The organism is Ekhidna sp. (assembly GCF_040223195.1).
GTDB lineage: Bacteria > Bacteroidota > Bacteroidia > Cytophagales > Cyclobacteriaceae > Ekhidna.
On the sequence record NZ_JAVKDX010000007.1, the window covers coordinates 25974 to 46098 of the forward strand.

Genomic DNA, 20125 nt, shown 5'->3' on the forward strand with positions numbered 1-20125 from the left:
CTACGCTGCTATTATGGCGATTATTCCAACAATGAAACAGTAAATGGCAAAGTAGGTAAGCTTACCTTTCTTTACGATCGCAAGCATCCATTTGCAGGCAATAAATCCGAAAATGAAAGCGGCAGTAAATCCGATAATCAGGCTCCCTGCATTGATGCTATGTATGGCAGGATTCTCTGCATAATCCAGCAACTCAAGCAGACTTGCTCCAAGAATAGGAATCAAAACCATTAGGAAGGAAAAACGTGCTGCTTTTGATCGCTCTACTCCCAAAATGAGCGCAGTTGCAATGGTAGATCCTGATCGGGAAATACCCGGAAGCACTGCAAAGGCCTGAGCCAGTCCGATTACTAATGCACTGATAAAACCAACAGACTTATTTCCATCATTTTTAAAATGTGCGAATAGCAATAATCCACCTGTAATTAAAAGCATGGAGCCAACAAGCATTAAATTCCCCACAAACAACGCCTCAATCTGATCCTTGAAAAGGATAGCAACAAAAAATACAGGGATCATGGATACAATGATCTTTGCTGCAAACTGGGTAGATTCATTCCACTGAAACTTCAGGATGTCCTTCAGAATAGTGAGGATATCGGCTTTGAAAACTAAAATTGTGGCCAGTGCAGTTGCAAAATGAACCGTTACAGCAAATAGCAGGTTGTCAGAGCTTTGAGCATTGAGCAGCACAGATCCGATCTCCAAATGGCCACTGCTACTAACGGGTAGAAATTCTGTGAGTCCCTGAATAAGCCCTAAGATGAGCGCCTCTATCCAGCTCATTCAGTATCTGATTTCGACTTTGGCTTGTAAAATATAGCCACAAACTGGATGATGAAACCAAGCATAACTACGATTGGCCCAAGAGTCAATCCCAGGAATCCAAATCCGTACGGCTCAGTATCCAGGGTCATAATGATGAAGCCGAGGGCTAGCACAATCACTCCAGTGATCATGATCATATAGTTAGCTTTTACGAAAGCGAGTTTTCTTTTTTCTGACATCTTATTAATAAAGTTCGTCCAATGACATTTTCAAATATTTTCTGATCGCCCGTAAGGAGCTAAAGTATCCTACGATGACTCCCATAACCAGGATCAGGCTGAATAACACCAGGAATCCATTGAAATCCTGAAGTTCCTCCAAGCCATCAATGATACTGTTCATATACGAAGTGAAACCATAAATGATCCCGCAGGCCAAAATCCCGGCGAAAAGCCCATACATCATCGATCGGTAGAGGAATGGACGCTGAATGAATGCGCTAGTGGCTCCTACCAATTGCATACTTCGGATTAGAAATCTCTGGGAAAACAGGGCCAATTTGATGGTATTATTGATCAGGATGATTACTACGATCAGCGCAAAAAGTGCGATTCCTAAAAGTATGAATCCAATCTTGGTAAGATTCTGATTGATGCTCTCAATCAGGCTTTCTTCATACTCCACTTCGAATACTCCTCGAATTCCTTCTATTTCTGCCTTTATCTTATTCAGGCTATCCAGCGACTGATAGCTGCCTTTTACCTTCATGGCAAACAAATCCCTGAGTGGATTATCCCCAAGAAAATCCTTAAAGTCTTCACCTGTTGCCTCCACAAACTGCTGAGCTGCCTCCTCTTTGGTGATCAATGTAACCTGTGGTTGATCCTTCACCAGCACATATGGTTTGGAAGCTATCGCCGTTCCGATTTTTGTAATATCGGATTGGGAAATGTTTTTGTTCAAATAGACCTGAACTTCGATATTTTCCTGAATACGGGTGCCCAGACGGGAAGAATGTAGCAAAATCCATCCAAAAAGCCCTAAAACCAACAATGCCACTGTGATACTGAATACCACACTGGCAAAGGGATAGCTTCCAAGCTTGCGCTTTTTTCTGGTTTTCTTTTCTTCCATTGAGCCACGAATTTAGGCAAAATGGATATGCTTTGGAATTGAAAGCCGACTACTTATTTTCCCGAAGCAGATTGAGCTCTTCCACTACTTTGGAATCCCGCACGATTGGCAATTCAGTCAATCGGTCGGTAACACCCACTTTGTAGTAGCTACCAAGGTAGAATACATAGATTCGCCTTCCTGCGGCACTATTGATTTCAAGAATCTCGTATGGTGCTTTGTCAAAGTCACCCTTCAGAAACAGCTTTCCATCATAATATTTGTATCTAATAGTACTACTATTGCTATTTTCATGCGTTACGTCAACCGGGTCTTCATTTGCAATGGTAGCATCATCAGGCAGCTCATCCAGATCTGATGCGGCGAATTGCTTTTCTTCATCCACATTTTCTATGGTTGGTGCTTCAAAGGATGGCTTGAATGTTTCGTTCGGTTTGCTTTCTTCTTCCTCAGTAGTAATACTTTCGCTTGGTTGATCCTCTTTCTGAGGAGTCTCTTTTACTGCTTCGTTTCTTGAAACATCGTTCAACTCTTCAGGTGTTTCAAGTTCATTGGACTTGATTTCCTCGTCGACCTTACCAAGATCGAGAACGTATTCAGTGGATTGTGCGATAGGAGCATCAACGGGAATGGCTGTTTGCTCCTCACTGTTTTCAGGTTTATCAGCCATGAAATAAATCCCCGTACCCACCAATGAAGCCACGATTACACCGCCAAGTGATTTCACAAGGGTAGATTGCTGGGCAAATTCCATCCAGGTAGGGCCAACGTTGATGGCATCCAAACGGGATTTCAATTCCAGCTTACGGTGCTCTTTCAGGCCACTTACAATATCAGACTGAAAATCGCTTTCAGCTTTGAGGGAAGGATCTGACTCTAATTGCCTCTCAAAATCAGCAATTTCCTGGTCACTCATTCGGCCTGAATGGTATTTGTCTATTAGCTCTTGTTGCAGGTTTGTCATGTCTAATCAAAAAAGTCTTCGGTGGTGTATTTGCTCTTTATTAAACTATCCAGCTTCTTTTTACACTTATATTTCTTCGTTTTTGCTGTATCCGTGTTGGCGAAATTCATCTTCTCTGCTATCTCCGGCATTCCCAAACCATCAAAATAATAGTAGGTCAGTACCTTTTTGCACACATCGCCCAACTGATCAATACAGTCTAACACAATTTTGAGACGCTCTTTCGCATCGTGTGATTGGTACTCCTCACCATCCACCTCCTCTGAGCTCAAACGACTCTTTCTGTCAAGTTCCTTACGCCATTGATTGAGACAGATGCTGTACAGGTAGGTGCTAATCTTGGATGTCAAAATCAGCTTTCCACTTGCGGCTTTCTGCCAAAAAGCGAGTAAGGCTTCCTGATATACGTCTTTCGCCTCGTCCTCCGTCCCGTTATTGGATAGTACGATCTTGGTCATCATTCTGTAATATTTCTTATACAGATGATCAAGCATTCGTTCATCTCCGCGACTAATTCGCTCAAGAATCTCACTATCCTTCATACACCAAGCTAGTTTTAATACGATCTACGTCCATTTAGTAACCCCCCTCTGGTGAGTGGGGAGATTACAAAGCAAAGGTCGTCAAATCTTACGTTAATTCAATTACGCCCTCACTTACCACTCCAAATACACGATCTTCCTTTTGGGGACGAATTTTCTTTATCCCTGTGAACTGACCAAAGGCAGGCAAAATCCCGTGATCATCCTTAAAAGTGAAGCATGGAATGGTCATGCTTTGTCTTCCCCGGCCTTTCATTTGCACCCCCGGATGAATATGACCTGACAGGTTATAGTATCCTGAGTCTTCTTTGATATGGGTAAATGAAAATGGTGGAATATTCAATTGGATAACTACTTTCAACTCCTTTGGGTATTCTGAAATGATATCGTGATTGCCCTCTACCAAAGTGAATTTCACAAAATCATAAACTTCCATAAATCGAAGAAAATCCTGCCACTCATTGTTTTCAAAACTGTGAAAAAGGTCTCCTAACAGTATCACTTTGTGAGGTTTAAATCGCTGGATGAGTGATTCCAAAATCTGCAGGTCGGTTAGGTGGATATTTCTGGAGATGGGAACCCCATGCTTCCTGAAATGACCCGCTTTGCCCAGATGCAGGTCTGAGAGAATGAGTAGGTTTTTATCACTCCAATAAACCGCGCGCTCTGGAAGTAAAGTCAGCCGCTCCCCTTTTATTTCGATTTCCTGACTATTCACCTGAATGTGGCAGCCAGGTCTGAGTTCGGTAAAAGAAAAGCAGGTAGCCTCTTACTTTGAGTTTTCCTTCCTCATCAATCCAAAGTTTACAATCATAGATATTGCCATTTTCAGGATCCAAAATTTCACCTTTGTGATATTCTTGATCATTTTTATTGTATTTCATCTTTGTGATGATTTCCATGCCAATGACCTTTTGACCTTTGCGGTGATCTTCGCATTCCTCACAAACAGGATCAGGATCTTCTTCCGGCTCTCGAAATAGCTTGGTGATCTTTCCGAAGTAATCTCCGTTTCGTTCGTATATCTCGACAATGGATCTGGGCCTTCCTGATTCATCGTCGATTGTTTTCCATGATCCCACAATTGATTGACCAAATGAAAGAAAAGAGGCAGTAAGGGCAATGGCGAAACAATGTATTCTCATATCTCAAATTTAATTGTCACTCACTGATCGTTCCAACTGCATCTGCATTTTTAAAATTCGATCTGTGACGTCTTCCGAGCTTAGACGCTCCCTTCGGATCATATCCACCAAAATCGGGAAGGCAAAGGGTGTTGGCTTCTCTGTTTCTTTGAGGATGATCTTCTGTTTATTGATTCTTCGGATGGCCTCCATAAACCTGGATTGATCCAGCTGCAAGGTCATCACTTCATCCATGGATTGCTTCAGAAGCAAATTTCCTTCATCATATTCCCTAAAGGCTTTGAATAAAATGCCGGATGAAGCCTGAAGGTGCCTTGCTTTGATATTCTTACCCGGATACCCCTGAAAAATCAGTCCCGCAATGGTGGCGACATCCCTGAACTTTCGCTGAGCCATTTCAGTCATATTGATTGATTCATGAATGTCTTCGTAGATGTTTTTCTCAGAGAAAAGATCGAGTTCCAATGCTTCTTCGATAGCTATTTCCTGATCTGAGAGCAATTCAAATCCGTAATCATTCATGGAGATGGAAAACGTGATTTTTTGAAGTTTACTCATTCGATAAGCAATAAGTCCTGCAAGTACCTCATGCACAAACATCCCTTCGAAAGTGAAGAAAAACAGGTGATGACCATGCTCTGTTTCTACTTTCTCAATAAGCAAAGAATCTTTATCAGGAATCATGGACATCCTAGCCTGAACATCTAAAATTGGTTTGATCTTTTGAAGCTCAGGGTCTTCATAATTCCCACTTATTGCTTGTTGGAGTTTGCTTCTGATTTGATCTGAAAGCAAAGATGAAAGAGGCAATCTTCCCCCACCCCAGGAAGGAGTCAGACCACTTTTTCGTTTGGATTTCTTTACCAATACCGTCAATTCCTTAATCCTGACAAACTCAAGATTCTGTCCTGCAAACCAAAACCGATCTCCCGGATTTAGCTTCGAGACAAAGCTTTCCTCCACTGTCCCCAGGTGTCCTCCGGAAAGGAATTTCACACTCATGGCCGGATCTCCCACAATGGTGCCGATCGATAATTTATGTCGATGAGCGGCCCGGTTGTTGATGATTTTGTAGACGCCATCATCGTTGTAAACCCTGGAAAACTCATCGTATTCCCCCAATGTACTGCCCCCAGTTGTGATAAATTCCAACACCCAATTCCACTCCGAAGAGGTGAGCAATCGATACGAATAGGTCTGCTTGATTTCCTCCAGAATCTCCAACGGCCGGAATCCACCACTTACTGACAGTGTAACTAGATACTGAATCAAAACATCCAGACACTTCTCGAGTGGCTTTCGCTGTTCAAATTTTCCATTGGAGATGGCTGTCCGCAGAGCCGCACCTTCTATGAGCTCCAAAGAATGTGTAGGCACAAAGTAAATCCGGCTTGTCTCCCCAGGTCCATGCCCACTCCTGCCTGCGCGTTGCTGAAAACGTGAAACCCCTTTTGGGCCGCCAATTTGAATCACTGTATCCACCGGGCGAAAATCAACCCCAAGATCGAGGCTGGAAGTACAAACCACGAGCTTGAGCTTTCCTTCATGTAAAGCATCCTCCACCCAATTTCGAATCGCCTGATCCATCGAGCCATGATGCATGGCCATGACACCTGCTAGATTCGGTGCTTCCTTAAGGATCGCCTGATACCAGAGTTCTGTTTGTGAGCGGGTGTTTGTAAATAGAAGCGTTGTATTACTCTTCTTGATGATGGGCAGCACCTTATCAATCAGCTTTACACCCAGATAGCCTGACCAGGGAAATTTCTCCACCTCATCCGGCATCACAGAAGTCACCTCGATTTTCTTTTCAATATCCGATCGGATGGATACTGCTTTTTTGTAAAAATCCTCTCCGAGAAGTACTCGCTTAGCTTGTGGTAGATTTCCGATAGTAGCTGATATCCCCCAGATTTTCAGTTTCCCTTCCGAAAGCTTTTTCAGTCGAGAGATGGCTAACTCTGTGGCTACTCCACGTTTGGTTCCAATCAGTTCATGCCATTCATCTACTATGATGCTTTTGACATTTTTCAGGTAATTGGGGTAATCGCTCTGGCTGAGCAATACATGCAAACTCTCAGGGGTGATGACCATGGCTTGCGGGGCATTCTTTTTTTGATTTTGTCGTTCGGTAGTGGTGGTATCTCCTGTCCTCAATCCTATTTTCCATCTGACATCAATGTCTTCACAAAAGGTCTGCATGGCATTTTGGATGTCTTTGGCCAATGCTCTCAACGGAGTGATCCAAATCACCTGAAGTTCAGGTTTTACATCATAAGGTTCATGATACTTGAGAAACTCCAACACACAAGGAATCCAAAGTGCATAGGTTTTTCCTGATCCTGTAGGAGCATTGAGCAATCCACTTTTTCCGGCTAAATAGGCTTCCCAGGTCTTTCGTTGAAATTCGAAAGACTTCCAACCTTTCGATTGAAACCAGTCTTCTGCAATTTTGAAAAGCTCACCGTCGCTAAGCCTTGACATGCGGAAAATCGTATTGCTGTATTTTTTTGTCAGAAGTGATCAAAGGAATGCTTTCAATAATGGATTGAGCCATGATTAAACGATCAAATGGATCTCTATGAATAAGTGGCAAATCATGTGTGTACATGATATGATCTTTTTTTAGATCCAGCCATTCAAAAAAATCAAACTCTTCGAGATTATATTCAAATTCTAGTTTTCCAATCTTTTTCTTATGGAGAATTTCAAAAATCGATAAAGTACTTACAAATAGACTCTCAGCATTATCTATCAGATATCTATTTTTTGTTGAAATTTTGGATGGGCTGTAGAGAATCCAAATTAAAATTTGGGTATCAAGCAAGTATTTCATGATTCTAAATTTTTCTCTTCCCACTCCTTCCATATTCCCTTGTTTGTTTCTTCACTATCCCAATCATCTGCAACCTTCATTTTATCTTTAAGTAAACCCCAAGGAATTTTTTTCTTCTTTTTTTCATCAACTGGTTTAAGCTCCACTAATTTCTTACCGGCTTTCGCGATATATACCACCTCCCCCTCTTTCACTTCATTCAAGATCTTTGATAAGTTCGTTTTTGCCTCATGGATATTATATGTCTTCATTACGAAATCGTTTTTCAAATTAAAACGAAAAGATCACTGTTAAGTTAGCTAACTTAGTCCACTTCGTCAAACACACAAAAAAACCCTGACTTAGTCAAGCCAGGGTTTTGATATTTTGTTCGATGGGCTTATTTCTTCAACTCTTCGATCATCAGTTTTACATCGGTTTTAGAACCTGAAAGCGTATCAACAGTTGTCACCACTTCACCATTGATCGATTCAGTAACGGTTACAATTGCCTGAGTTTGTCCATCCTCCATGTCTTGCATGATCACCTGAAATTCACTAACAATCTTATCAACTGGCTCAATTTCTTCCACTACAATCACAGCAGCTTCCTCAGAAGTTCCGTGCCCACCCGTTCCATAAACCTCACCCAAAATCGGAGCAATTACCAACCCTACCAGGCAAGTCAATTTGATCAAGATATTCATTGAAGGGCCGGAAGTATCCTTGAATGGATCACCAACAGTATCTCCGGTTACTGCTGCTTTATGTGCCTCAGAACCTTTGTAAGTCATCTCACCATCAATCATCACCCCTGCTTCAAACGATTTTTTCGCGTTATCCCATGCACCACCAGCGTTGTTCTGGAAGATTGCCCAAAGCACTCCAGACACTGCCACACCAGCCATATAGCTACCTAGTGCCTCAGGGCCCATCAAGAATCCAATAAGGATTGGAGCAATGATGGTTATTGCGCCCGGAAGCATCATTTCTTTCAATGCTGCTTTTGTAGAAATATCCACACATTTACCGTATTCCGGCTTGCCAGTTCCTTCCATGATACCTGGAATTTCTTTGAACTGTCTTCTTACTTCTTTCACCATTTCCATGGCTGCTTTACCCACTGATCGCATCGCAAGTGCAGAGAATACCACAGGCACCATACCTCCTATGAACAGCGCAGCAAGTACGTCTGCTTTGAAGATGTTGATTCCGTCAATTCCTGTGAAGGTCACATACGCTGCGAAAAGTGCAAGTGCCGTTAATGCTGCAGAAGCAATCGCAAATCCTTTTCCGATCGCAGCAGTGGTATTTCCTACTGAATCAAGGATATCTGTTTTTTCTCGTACATCATCAGGTAGCTCACTCATCTCAGCAATACCACCCGCATTATCAGCGATTGGGCCAAATGCATCAATTGCCAACTGCATGGCTGTAGTTGCCATCATGGCAGATGCAGCGATACCTACACCGTAGAATCCAGCCAGCTCATATGCTCCCCAAATTGCACCAGCAAAAAGAAGGATTGGAGCGAATGTCGAGATCATTCCGGTAGATAAACCAGCGATGATGTTGGTTGCAGCTCCGGTTGCTGAGTTTTGAACAATATCTAAAACTGGCTTTTTGCCAAGACCTGTGTAGTACTCAGTGAAGTAAGAGATCAAACCTCCTACAGCAAGTCCAACCAAAACAGCGTAGAATACGCTCATGGAAGTAACCGTCAGGTTTCCTTCTCCAAAGAAGGCCATGGTCATTTCAGCAGGTAATAAAAGATCAATTACGAAGTAACATGCAATAGCAGTAAGGAAGATAGATCCCCAGTTTCCTTTATTCAAAGCTGCCTGAACTTGTGCCTCTTTTGCATCATTTCCTGATACTTTAATTAGCATGGTTCCAAGAATAGAGAAGACGATCCCCAGACCTGCGATCACCAAAGGGAGAAGGATCGGTCCGATACCATTGAAGGCATCATCAATAGAACCTCCCATATCACGGATTACATAATTTCCTAATACCATGGAGGCCAAAACTGTAGCTACATATGAGCCGAACAAATCCGCTCCCATACCTGCTACATCTCCAACGTTATCACCTACATTATCAGCAATAGTTGCCGGGTTTCTTGGATCGTCTTCAGGAATTCCTGCTTCCACTTTTCCAACCAAGTCAGCTCCTACGTCAGCAGCTTTGGTGTAAATACCACCCCCTACTCTTGCGAAAAGGGCGATAGATTCTGCACCCAGAGAAAAACCAGCAAGTGCCTCCAGCACTATAGTCATGTCATTATTATTGGTCCATGTACCTCCCATGAAGTATTGAAACAAAAAGATGAATACCATGCTCAATCCGAACACTGCCAATCCGGCAACACCTAGGCCCATTACTGTACCACCAGCAAAGGAAACTTTCAACGCCTGAGGAAGACTTGTTCTGGCTGCCTGGGTAGTTCTTACGTTTGCAGCAGTCGCTATTCTCATTCCTATATTTCCAGCCAATGCAGAGAAAAATGCACCTATAACAAATGCTATGATGATGAACCAGTGAGTTGTTTCAACGAGCGAGGAAATAACTCCTAGAAGAACACCTGCCAAAACAACGAAAATGGCCAGAATTCTATATTCGGCACTAAGAAATGCCAATGCCCCCTCACGTATGTGATTAGCCAAATCCTGCATCTTGGCATCCCCAGCATCTTGCTTGTTTACCCAGCGGGATTTAATAATCATCACTAAAAGCCCCAAAAGACCCAGGGCAGGCACTAAATAGATTAATTTATCCATGATTTTTTAAATGGTTTTCAAAAACAGTCGGCAAAGATAGGTTATCAGGCTTTTATAGAAAACCCTATCAAATTGAAAGAATCGAAGAATTTCTGGACTACTCTTTGGTTTCGGTATTGATGTAGTTGAGGAATTCATTTTTAACCTCCTGGTTTCTGAATTTTCCATCAAAAAAAGCCGTGCCTGTTCTACTGTTGGTATCGTTCACTCCCCTGGACGAGACACACATGTGTGAGGCATCCATCACCACCGCTACATCATCGGTCTGAAGTATGGATTTAAGTTCGTTTCCTATCTGTACCGTCAGCCGCTCCTGCACTTGCGGACGTTTTGCGAAATACTGAACGATACGATTGATCTTCGAAAGTCCGATCACCTTTCCACTGGAAAAATAGGCCACATGTGCCTTGCCATAGATCGGCACAAAGTGATGCTCACAGTGAGAATAAAACGTGATGTCCTTCTCCACCAGCATCTGATCATAATTATACTTATTATCAAAAAGGCGAATCTTTGGTTTGTTGGCCGGGTTCAGTCCAGAGAATACTTCCTGTACATACATTTTAGCCACACGTTTTGGTGTACCTGCCAGGCTATCATCCTCAAGATCCAGTCCTAATATCTGCATGATTTCCCTAAAATGCTTAGAGATCAATTCGATCTTTAGCTCATCATCCTGCTCGAAAGCATCCGGACGCAAAGGGGTCTCGTAGGAAGTACCTACATGATCATCTCCAAACTCATCCAACTCAGGCTGGGTATTCAACGAAGTTTCTTTCTGTTTCATAAAGTGTAATTTTCATCTCGTACTTCTCATCGATTTTATCCCTCAAGAGATCATAGATCACTTTCACAATATTCTCAGCCGTTGGATTGAGATGTTTGAATTCTTCCGTATCTAAATTTAAATTTTTGTGATCAAACCGCTCCACCACTTGCCCCTGGATCAGATCACTCAGTTTTTTCATGTCATACACATACCCGGTTTCAGGGTCTACCTCTCCGGTCAGTTTTACAATGACTTCATAATTGTGCCCATGCCCATTTGGATTATTGCATTTTCCAAATACCGCATCATTCTTCTCATCACTCCACTCCGGATTGTAAAGTCTGTGTGCTGCATTGAAATGCTCTTTTCTATAAACTGAAACCTTGGACATATCGCAAAATTACGAGAACTGATAACAACACCTTTTGTAAAGATGTTTCGAAAGACTATGAATTTATTTTTGTCTGGGTTTGTTTTGCCTCCATCATCGACTGAAAAAATCAGTCAGCATGATCAATCACACCTATGGAGATTCACGAAATCAGCAAGAAAATAGCGGAATACAAAGCAGAGGGAAAGAAGTTGTTTACGACCTCTTCTTTTCAGACACACAGCATTCCTATCCTTCATATCCTGAGTGAAATAGATCATTCCATTCCTGTTTATTTCATCAACACCGGATATCTATTCCCCGAAACTGTTTCCTTTCGCGACGAAGTGGCTGCCAAACTTGGCCTCACCATTGTTGACCTAAAGCCCAATACCCCCAAATATTTGCAGCGCGAGCCCAACGGTAAATTGATGTTTACCACCGATCCGGATCACTGCTGCTATATCAACAAAACCCAGCCGATGGAATCCGTACTTGCCAGTTACGATGTTTGGATCAATGGCGTGAGAGGAGATCAAAGTGCGGTGAGAAAAGCGATGAAAGTAGAACAGCCTGCCCCTTTTGACAGTATCCGTTTTCATCCAATGCTTGACTGGGACAATCGAAAAATCTTCGCCTACATCAAAGAGCATAACTTACCCAGACATCCTTTGGACGCTAAAGGATATATCAGCATTGGCTGTGAGCCATGCACCCGAAAAATGGACCCGGATATGCAGGAGCGAGAGGCCAGATGGTTTGGTTTGAATAAAGTAGAGTGCGGCTTGCACACGGATTTAGTTAAGTAATCACAAAATGAAAGTACTCATCACCGGTGGAACCGGATACGTTGGCACGAAGCTGGTAAAACATTTGGTTAGCCATCCTGAAGTCGAGAAGATCATCGTGTATGATAATCTGAGCAAGTCACACTATAATTTCTTCCTTGGGCGGGAATATGATCACAAAGAAAAAATCCAGTCAGTTCGGGGAGATATTCTGGACACCCGTCAGCTCAAAAAGCTCATGAAGGATTGTGATGTGGTGGTGCACCTGGCTGCCATTGTAACCACACCTTTTGCCAACACAGATCCGCACTTCTACGAGCAGGTCAATCACTGGGGAACCGCCGAGGTAGTTTATAGTGCTGAAGAATCTGATATCTCCAAGTTTGTTTACCTGAGCAGTACATCGGTCTATGGTGCCAGTGACCAGACTGCCAATGAAAATACCACGCCTGCGCCATCCACCTTTTATGGGATATCGAAACTTCGGGGAGAAGAGCATGTCAACCGATTGGCAGAAAAGATCAATGCCATTGTGGTGCGGGGTGGAAACGTGTATGGCTACAGTAAATCCATGCGCTTTGATGCAGTGATCAATCGCTTCATGTTTGATGCCAACTTTTCAAATCGCATCCAGATCAATGGAAACGGTAAGCAGTCTCGTGCATTTATCCATGTGGATTACTTATGCAATTCCCTGGCTCAAATTATTACCAAAGAGGTAAGTAGCGGCACCTACAACCTGGTGGACAAAAATCTTCAGATTCTGGATATTGTGGATGTGCTAAAGGAAATCTATCCTACTCTCGAATTCCTATTTACCAATCAGCACATGAACCTCAGAGAGCTTAAGATAAGCCCGGAAAGCAAACTGTTTGATCAGATTGACCGCTTTGAATCCAAGGACTTGAAAGAAGAGCTGGAAGAGTTTAAAAGCCGGTTTGCATTTTAAAACTAAAATGGTAAATTTACGTATATTTAGGTGTAAATTTACCTGATGCCAGAGCCATATAAAATCGAATCCACCAGCCCTGAAACTGTAAATGAAGCAGCAATAGCTTACGGGATGACCAAAGACGATATGGCTGGAATAATGGGTGTATCGGAGAAAACATACTACAACATGATGCAAAAACCTACATTGGACAGGGAGCGCTCAGATCGGTTTCAATTTATCCGGCAGATCCTCGAATCAGGTGAAGAGGCATTGGGTTCTAAGAGCAATTTTTCTGCCTGGCTCAAAACCCCACAGCCCATGCTTGATGGGTACATCCCTTTGGATATGATGTCTACCATCACTGGTGCCAATCGTGTACTCCAAATTCTAGGCAGAATCAAACATGGAATCACCGCTTGATCGTTTATCGACTCACACTTGCCAAATACGCAAATGACCTGAGCGGCATGGGAGCTGCCATGTATGGTGGCAGATGGAATTCGATCGGGAATTTCATGCTTTACACCGCTCAAACAAGCTCACTGAGCATTCTTGAACATCTGGTACATATTATGGGAGCAACCACATCTGATTATATTCTTTCTCAAATCGAGCTAAAAGACAATTTGATTGAAGAGCTGAACGCTCCGCTACCGAACAACTGGAAGCAGGAAAAAATCACAAGTGAAATCGGGGATCAATGGATAAAAAGTAAAACCTCCCCTATACTCAAAGTACAGTCTGTTATCAATCCGCTAGAAAGTAATTTTCTAATCAATCCCAACCACCCGAACCTGAACATCGAAATTGTAAATCAGGATTGGTACGTATATGATCATCGGTTGGTACGATCGGGATCCTAATCAGGCAGGCATCCTCCCTATCTTTGTGAAAATCGGGAATACAACCTCAAGCATGCCGCTATGCCAAACTTTCGATAGATCCTCATTGAGCTTTTCGATCGGTGAGTGTCCGTTTTTCCTGATGTAATGCTGCACAGCAGACCAGGTGCTGATGTATCCGGTGAGTTGATCCAGCGTCATTTGATTGCGGATGGCAAACGATGGCACGTTCTTCACCTGCTCAAATGGAAATGGAATGGTGCGATATTCTTCCTCGATGTGATCCCGTTCTGGGTCCCAGTAGGGATTGGTCACTTCCCAGTAAAACCGGGTGATGATCTCCCCTACCTCCCCTTCGATCTTCACCAGCCCGTATCCAAACAAGGCAATCACGCCATCTGGTTTGAGTGTTCGCTTCACTTCCCGGTTGAACCGGGAATGATCAAACCAGTGAGCCGCCTGCGCCACCGTGATCAGGTCGAAATGCTGATCTGGAAAATTTGTTTCCTCAGCTGGTTGAAGAGAGTATGCAATATTGCCTCGCTGAGTAGCATTGCTTAGCTGCTTCTCACTTATATCCGTAGCATAAACCTGCTGAAAGGTCTCCGCCAGCTGCACCGCCAGCTGGCCATTGCCCGTACCACAATCCCAGCAGATTTCATGTGCTTCGGTTAAAGAAAGCAGGTAATCAATCAACTCTTGTGGATAGACCGGGCGGAATTTCGCATAGTCGGCAGATTGGGTAGAGAAATTATCTTTCATATAAGCTGCAAGTTCCTAGTTACAAGCCATGAGTTACTTACTACTTACAGCTTGAAACTTGCTACTAGGTTAGCCCATCATTAGCACTTTCCAGGCCGTATCCACCTCACCCTCATTCAGGAGGTCAGCCGCTAGCTTGTGAAGCTCTAGCTGGATGTTTTCATCATCATCGAAGGAATCCAGAATCGCGCGAACTTCAGGTTCAGAGGAAAAATCTTTGACTTCTTTTTTATCAGGAAGCGCTTCCACATTGCCGAGCATCCCCAGATGGTTGCCAGTCAGGACAGTGCTTGTTCGAATATGATCCGGTATTTGGTCTAAGCCTATTCCCATGGTAGTCAGAGGTTTGGTTACTTCAAATATAGCATCTCCGCTCGCTCTGGCGTACCAATTGCCCCCCATTCTTGAAACCAAATCTATTTTATTGGGGTCAATCTTCCCATCAGCTCCCAACACACGATCTGCAATGTGCATCAGCACCACCTCACAAATCACCAGCTGACCGGCTCCTCCCTGGTCGCCCAGCGACTTCACCTCGATCACCTTGCACTCAAAAGAAACGGGTGCCTCCTTCACCCGCGGCGGCTTCACCCGCTCTGATTTCTCTTCCGTAAATCCAGCCTTCACAAACTCATTTACCCCCTTTGCATACTCCGTGCTACTTAGTGACATCTGATGCACCATGTCGTACGACACGATGTTGATCGTGCACTCTGGGAATTCGAGCACGTTTTCCAACGTGTGCTTAGTGGTGTTGTCTCTCCCTCTCCGTGCCGGAGAAAAGATCATGATCGGAGGGTTGGCGCTGAAGACATTGAAGAAGCTGAATGGGCTCAGGTTTACATTCCCTTCCTTATCCATGGTGCTGGCAAAGGCGATGGGCCGTGGCGCCACCGCGCTGAGTAAGTGTCCGTGTAGTTCGGGTACAGGTATTTTTTTTGGGTCGATTGTCATGTTAAATATTAATCTTAGAAAGTCACCCTGAACTTGTTTCAGGGTCTATACAAAACTAGATGCTGAAACAAGTTCAGCATGACTAATTAAAAAAAATCTGTACTACTTCGCCGACAACACCTTCGTACTCACCTCACCAAAACCCACACGTACGCCATCTCGTTCTGCATGGCCTCTTATGATCACTGTATCTCCATCCTGAATAAACTTGCGTTCGCTTCCATCAGGCATTTTCACCGGTTTGGTTCCCTTCCAGGAGATTTCCAGCATTGAGCCAAACTGACTTGGTTCAGGTCCTGAGATGGTTCCACTACCGTACATATCTCCGGTTTTAATGTTACATCCATTCACTGTCTGGTGTGCTAGCTGCTGCGCCATGTTCCAGTACATGTATTTGAAGTTGGACCGGCCCACCACTTTCTCCTCACTCCCCTCAGGCTCAATCGCTACCTCAAGGGAAATATCAAAGTGCTTGTTTCCTTCATACTCCAGATACTGTAATACTTTCGGTTCCTGTTTTGGTCCGGGAATTCGGAAAGGCTCCAACGCATCCAATGTTACAATCCATGGAGAGATGGATGAGGCAAAGTTCTTTGCCAGGAATGGACCTAGCGGCACATATTCCCACTTCTGGATATCTCTTGCTGACCAGTCGTTGAACAGCACCATTCCAAAAATGTGATCTTCTGCTTCTGCTGTGCTGATTGAATCTCCCAACTGGTTTTCGCCACAGGTGATAAATGCCATCTCCAGCTCAAAGTCGAGCAGCTTACACGGACCAAACACCGGCGGCTCATCGTCATTCGGTCGCTGCTGCCCTTTAGGTCTATGGATCGGAACACCTGACTCAATGATGGATGAAGCCCGACCGTGATAACCAACCGGGATGTATTTCCAATTTGGCATTAATGCATTGTCCGGATCGCGAAACATGCACCCCACATTGTAAGCATGCTGCTCACTGGAGTAGAAATCGGTATAGTCACCAATCTGTACCGGCATACACATCTTTACCTTATCCTGATCCAGCAGCAAAGATCCCAGCTCATAATGACTCATTAATTCCTCATTTCCTTCTTGCAGCAATTCCGAAATTCGATTCCGTACAATCCGGCCTGTGGCTTTGCCCAGCATCAGAAAGTCATTCAACACCTCCTTTTCGAAAATGCCTTGAGACAGGCTAAGTCCATCAAATAATCCATGCCGCTGTAACCCGGCCAGGTCCAGCACCTTGTCACCAATCGCTACGCCGGCACGTTTGAATCCGTCTTTCTTGAAGATGCCAAACGGCAGGTTTTGAATGGGGAAGTCAGAATTGGCGGGTACGTCGACCCATGATTTTAGTTTGGGATTATTTGCAGCTATTTCCATTTTTCAGATTTTGATTCATTTCTACAAATATGCATGGCATAATTCCCCTGACAAAGGGAAAAGAAGCTTCATAGCTACTAACTTTGCGGCTTCAAAAAATTTAACGACACTGTAAAGCGCCCATGAGCATTTCTGCACAATATGACCCTACGCAGGTAGAAGACAAATGGTACCAATATTGGTTGGATCGAAATTTCTTCCATGCCGCGCCTAAAACCGGCAAGGAAGCTTACACGCTCGTGATCCCTCCACCCAACGTCACAGGGGTCCTGCATATGGGTCACATGCTCAACAACACGATCCAGGATGTTTTGATTCGGAAAGCACGTATGGAAGGCAAGGAAGCCTGCTGGGTACCAGGGACAGACCATGCTTCCATCGCTACAGAAGCGAAGGTGGTGAAAATGCTACGCGAAAAAGGTATAAAGAAGTCCGATCTGTCACGTGAAGATTTCCTCAAACACGCCTACGAGTGGAAAGATAAATATGGCGGTATCATCCTTGAGCAGTTGAAAAAACTGGGGGCCTCATGTGATTGGGAACGCACGGCCTTTACTATGGATAAAGGCTACCACGATGCGGTGATCAGGCAGTTTGTAGACCTGTTTAACAAAGGCTACATCTACCGCGGCTTGCGTATGGTCAACTGGGACTGTGAGGCCATGACGACCATCTCAAACGAAGAGGTGATTTACAATGAAGATGGGGAAAAGGCGATACTATATCATGTAAAATATCAAATCAAAGACTCCAACGAGTTTGTGACAATTGCCACGCAGCGACCGGAGACCATCATGGGTGACACAGGTGTTGCGGTGAATCCAAACGATGATCGATTCAAGCACCTGATCGGCAAAAAGGCATTGGTTCCGTTCATCAACCGGGAGATCCCGATCATCGGGGACGATTACGTAGAGTTGGATTTTGGTACGGGATGCCTGAAGGTGACGCCTGCACACGATCCCAATGACTATGAGATTGGCCAACGCCATAACTTGGAGACAATTGACACCATCAACCTGGATGGTACGCTGAATGAGAAATGTGAGATTGACAAATATGTAGGTCAGGATCGCTTTAAGGTGAGAAAAATGATCGTGAAAGACCTGCAGGAAGCAGGCATCCTGGTAAAGGAGGAAGAATTTATTACGAAGATCGGTCGGTCTGAACGGACCAACTCTGTAGTGGAGCCTAAGCTTTCCCTGCAGTGGTTTATCAAGATGAAGGAAATCTCCAGACGTGCTCACAAGGTGGTGATGGATGACGAAATCCAATTGTTTCCCCCGAAGTTTAAGAACACCTATAACCACTGGATGGAGAATGTACGCGACTGGTGCATCTCCCGTCAGCTGTGGTGGGGTCAGCGTATCCCGGCATATTACTATGGTGAAGGTGAGAATGACTTTGTAGTAGCAGAAACCATCGATCAGGCGGTAGGGGAAGCACGAAAGACGACCGGAAACAATAGCCTGTCTGCTAATGACCTGAGACAGGACGAAGATGTACTGGATACCTGGGCATCATCCAACCTGTGGCCAATTGCAGTATTTGATGGCTTCAATGAAAATTGCTTTGACAAGGCGACCGGAAAGATCGATAAGAGCAAGAACGAAGAGCTGAACTTCTTCTACCCCACTAACACTCTGGTGACGGCTCCAGAGATTCTATTCTTCTGGGTGGCACGTATGGTGATTGCCGGGTACGAATACCTGGATGAGAAGCCGTTTGAAAATGTGTACCTGACCGGGATCGTTCGGGACAAGCAGCGAAGAAAAATGTCCAAGTCGCTGGGCAATTCGCCGGACCCGCTTGATCTGATCAAACAATACGGTGCAGACGGTGTGCGAACAGGGATGCTCTTCAGCTCCCCTGCAGGAAATGACTTGCTGTTTGATGAAAAACTAGTAGAGCAGGGACGAAACTTCTCCAACAAAATATGGAATGCTTTCCGACTGGTGAAAGGCTGGAAAACCACCGATATCGCACAGCCGGAGGTAAATGTACAGGCCATCGCTTGGTTTGAAAGCAAGCTCAATAAAGCCCTGACCGACCTGGAAGATCACTTCTCGAAGTTCCGAATGTCGGATGCACTGATGACTGCATACAAACTGGTGTGGAATGACTTCTGCAGCTGGTACCTGGAGTGGATCAAGCCGGAATATGGCCAGCCAATCGATGCGGCGACACAGGCAAAAACCATCGAGCTGTTTGAGAAAGTATTGAAGCTGTTGCATCCGTTCATGCCGTTTATCACTGAAGAGCTGTGGCACGAACTGAAAGACCGAAAGGATGGCGAGGCGATCATTGTGGCTGAGTGGCCAAAGGCAGCAAGCTACGATGATAAAATCCTGAAAGAAGCTGATCTGCTGTTTGAAATTACTTCCGGTATTCGAAACATCCGAAGCTCCAAGGGCATCTCTCCAAAGGAGGCCTTTGAGCTGACAACCAATGCGAAATCGGTTGGAGGCATTGCTGAATCACTCAAAAAACTGGCGAACCTATCTGAAATCCAGTCAGGAGACAAGCCTGCCAATGCGTTCAGCTTTGTGGTGGGATCGGATGAGTACTTTATCCCTGCTTCCGATAATGTGGACATGGAAGCAGAGAGACAGAAGATCGAGGAAGAGCTCAACTACACTCGTGGCTTCCTGAAGTCTGTGGAGAAAAAACTATCCAACGAGAAGTTCGTCAAAGGTGCACCTGCACAGGTGGTAGAGATGGAGCGCAAGAAGATGGCGGATGCTGAGGCGAAGATCAAGACGTTGGAGGAGAGTTTGGCTAGTTTATAATATGTCATCCTCGGCCTGCCTGCGGTAAGTAGGCCTGTAGAAGGATAGACATCCCCCTCCTCCCCGCAATTACCATCACACCCCTCTTCAAAGGGGGAATATCACTTGAACATTGTTTTTAGTGTCATTCCGAGGAACGAGGAATCTATCCTGTAGTCAAGTAGAGATTTCTCCAATCGTCGAAATGACAAAAGCAGCTAACATTATAACTCGCAAAGATTCTGTCAAAGACCACTGGTTTCTTGTCAAGAACCACTCAATGTATGACAATGCCTGCTGACTGTCTGTCAAAAAGCTCTGACTATCTGACAATTCTGGCTGATTGGTTGTCAAAGCATGCTATGTGTATGGCAAAGGTCTCTAACTGTCTGTCAAAGTCCCCTAGCTGTATGGCAAAAG

General features: G+C 44.3%; 21 protein-coding genes. 5 read left to right on the forward strand and 16 right to left on the reverse strand.

Annotated elements, in window-relative coordinates; all coding sequences use genetic code 11:
- The 13 genes from RLN88_RS02920 to RLN88_RS02980 all read right to left on the reverse strand — a co-directional run bounded on the left by RLN88_RS02920 (window position 1) and on the right by RLN88_RS02980 (window position 11307).
- Window positions 1-786 carry an undecaprenyl-diphosphate phosphatase gene (locus tag RLN88_RS02920; RefSeq protein ID WP_350219876.1) on the reverse strand — a complete coding sequence of 262 codons (786 nt, stop codon included), beginning with the start codon at window positions 784-786 and terminating at the stop codon, window positions 1-3.
- On the reverse strand, window positions 783-1007 hold the full coding sequence (locus tag RLN88_RS02925; RefSeq protein WP_350219877.1) for a DUF3098 domain-containing protein: 225 nt from the start codon (window positions 1005-1007) through the stop codon (window positions 783-785). The genes RLN88_RS02920 and RLN88_RS02925 overlap by 4 nt, the downstream gene beginning before the upstream one ends.
- A 4-nt stretch (window positions 1008-1011) precedes the next feature.
- Window positions 1012-1902 (reverse strand): cell division protein FtsX, encoded by an 891-nt coding sequence (locus tag RLN88_RS02930; protein ID WP_350219878.1) that lies wholly within the window; start codon window positions 1900-1902, stop codon window positions 1012-1014.
- A gap of 49 nt (window positions 1903-1951) precedes the next feature.
- Window positions 1952-2866, reverse strand: coding sequence for a hypothetical protein (locus tag RLN88_RS02935; RefSeq protein ID WP_350219879.1), 915 nt, complete (start codon window positions 2864-2866; stop codon window positions 1952-1954).
- Window positions 2867-2868: 2 nt separating this feature from the next.
- The gene (locus RLN88_RS02940) at window positions 2869-3408 is read right to left on the reverse strand and encodes an RNA polymerase sigma factor (protein WP_350219880.1); all 540 of its coding nucleotides are present in this window, start codon (window positions 3406-3408) and stop codon (window positions 2869-2871) included.
- Between the two features lie 88 nt (window positions 3409-3496).
- The gene (gene pdeM / locus RLN88_RS02945; RefSeq protein WP_350219881.1) at window positions 3497-4126 is read right to left on the reverse strand and encodes a ligase-associated DNA damage response endonuclease PdeM; all 630 of its coding nucleotides are present in this window, start codon (window positions 4124-4126) and stop codon (window positions 3497-3499) included.
- Entirely contained in the window at window positions 4119-4553 is a 435-nt protein-coding gene (locus RLN88_RS02950; protein WP_350219882.1) for a DUF2147 domain-containing protein, read from the reverse strand. Before RLN88_RS02950 ends, pdeM begins: the two co-directional genes overlap by 8 nt.
- Window positions 4554-4562: 9 nt before the next feature.
- Complete coding sequence (locus RLN88_RS02955) at window positions 4563-7037, reverse strand: ligase-associated DNA damage response DEXH box helicase (protein WP_350219883.1); 2475 nt, start codon at window positions 7035-7037, stop codon at window positions 4563-4565.
- Complete coding sequence (locus tag RLN88_RS02960; protein ID WP_350219884.1) at window positions 7024-7389, reverse strand: type II toxin-antitoxin system VapC family toxin; 366 nt, start codon at window positions 7387-7389, stop codon at window positions 7024-7026. Before RLN88_RS02960 ends, RLN88_RS02955 begins: the two co-directional genes overlap by 14 nt.
- Window positions 7386-7640, reverse strand: a complete 255-nt coding sequence (locus RLN88_RS02965) for a type II toxin-antitoxin system Phd/YefM family antitoxin (RefSeq protein ID WP_350219885.1) — start codon at window positions 7638-7640, stop codon at window positions 7386-7388. Before RLN88_RS02965 ends, RLN88_RS02960 begins: the two co-directional genes overlap by 4 nt.
- Window positions 7641-7768: 128 nt before the next feature.
- Complete coding sequence (locus RLN88_RS02970; RefSeq protein WP_350219886.1) at window positions 7769-10147, reverse strand: sodium-translocating pyrophosphatase; 2379 nt, start codon at window positions 10145-10147, stop codon at window positions 7769-7771.
- 97 nt (window positions 10148-10244) lie between these two features.
- Window positions 10245-10934, reverse strand: coding sequence for a GTP cyclohydrolase I FolE (gene folE, locus RLN88_RS02975; RefSeq protein ID WP_350219887.1), 690 nt, complete (start codon window positions 10932-10934; stop codon window positions 10245-10247).
- Window positions 10897-11307, reverse strand: a complete 411-nt coding sequence (locus RLN88_RS02980) for a 6-pyruvoyl trahydropterin synthase family protein (RefSeq protein ID WP_350219888.1) — start codon at window positions 11305-11307, stop codon at window positions 10897-10899. Before RLN88_RS02980 ends, folE begins: the two co-directional genes overlap by 38 nt.
- Before the next feature lie 134 nt (window positions 11308-11441).
- On the opposite strand from RLN88_RS02980, the gene RLN88_RS02985 reads away from it, so the two are divergent.
- The 4 genes from RLN88_RS02985 to RLN88_RS03000 are packed head-to-tail and all read left to right on the forward strand — an operon-like array spanning window position 11442 to window position 13871.
- Window positions 11442-12095 (forward strand): phosphoadenylyl-sulfate reductase, encoded by a 654-nt coding sequence (locus tag RLN88_RS02985; RefSeq protein WP_350219889.1) that lies wholly within the window; start codon window positions 11442-11444, stop codon window positions 12093-12095.
- 7 nt (window positions 12096-12102) lie between these two features.
- On the forward strand, window positions 12103-13023 hold the full coding sequence (locus tag RLN88_RS02990; RefSeq protein WP_350219890.1) for an NAD-dependent epimerase/dehydratase family protein: 921 nt from the start codon (window positions 12103-12105) through the stop codon (window positions 13021-13023).
- Between the two features lie 45 nt (window positions 13024-13068).
- On the forward strand, window positions 13069-13428 hold the full coding sequence (locus tag RLN88_RS02995) for an Xre family toxin-antitoxin system antitoxin (RefSeq protein ID WP_350219891.1): 360 nt from the start codon (window positions 13069-13071) through the stop codon (window positions 13426-13428).
- On the forward strand, window positions 13425-13871 hold the full coding sequence (locus RLN88_RS03000; protein ID WP_350219892.1) for an RES family NAD+ phosphorylase: 447 nt from the start codon (window positions 13425-13427) through the stop codon (window positions 13869-13871). The genes RLN88_RS02995 and RLN88_RS03000 overlap by 4 nt, the downstream gene beginning before the upstream one ends.
- On the opposite strand, the gene RLN88_RS03005 is transcribed toward RLN88_RS03000, so the two are convergent.
- The 3 genes from RLN88_RS03005 to fahA form a co-directional block, all read right to left on the reverse strand.
- Window positions 13872-14612, reverse strand: a complete 741-nt coding sequence (locus RLN88_RS03005) for a class I SAM-dependent methyltransferase (protein WP_350219893.1) — start codon at window positions 14610-14612, stop codon at window positions 13872-13874.
- A 69-nt stretch (window positions 14613-14681) separates the two neighbouring features.
- The gene (locus RLN88_RS03010) at window positions 14682-15566 is read right to left on the reverse strand and encodes a flavin reductase family protein (RefSeq protein ID WP_350219894.1); all 885 of its coding nucleotides are present in this window, start codon (window positions 15564-15566) and stop codon (window positions 14682-14684) included.
- A 102-nt stretch (window positions 15567-15668) separates the two neighbouring features.
- Window positions 15669-16937 carry a fumarylacetoacetase gene (gene fahA, locus RLN88_RS03015; protein ID WP_350219895.1) on the reverse strand — a complete coding sequence of 423 codons (1269 nt, stop codon included), beginning with the start codon at window positions 16935-16937 and terminating at the stop codon, window positions 15669-15671.
- Window positions 16938-17059: 122 nt separating this feature from the next.
- Between fahA and RLN88_RS03020 the strand changes: the two genes are divergently transcribed.
- Window positions 17060-19726: a valine--tRNA ligase gene (locus tag RLN88_RS03020; RefSeq protein WP_350219896.1), complete on the forward strand. Its 2667-nt coding sequence runs from the start codon at window positions 17060-17062 to the stop codon at window positions 19724-19726.
- The last annotated feature ends 399 nt before the right edge of the window (window positions 19727-20125 follow it).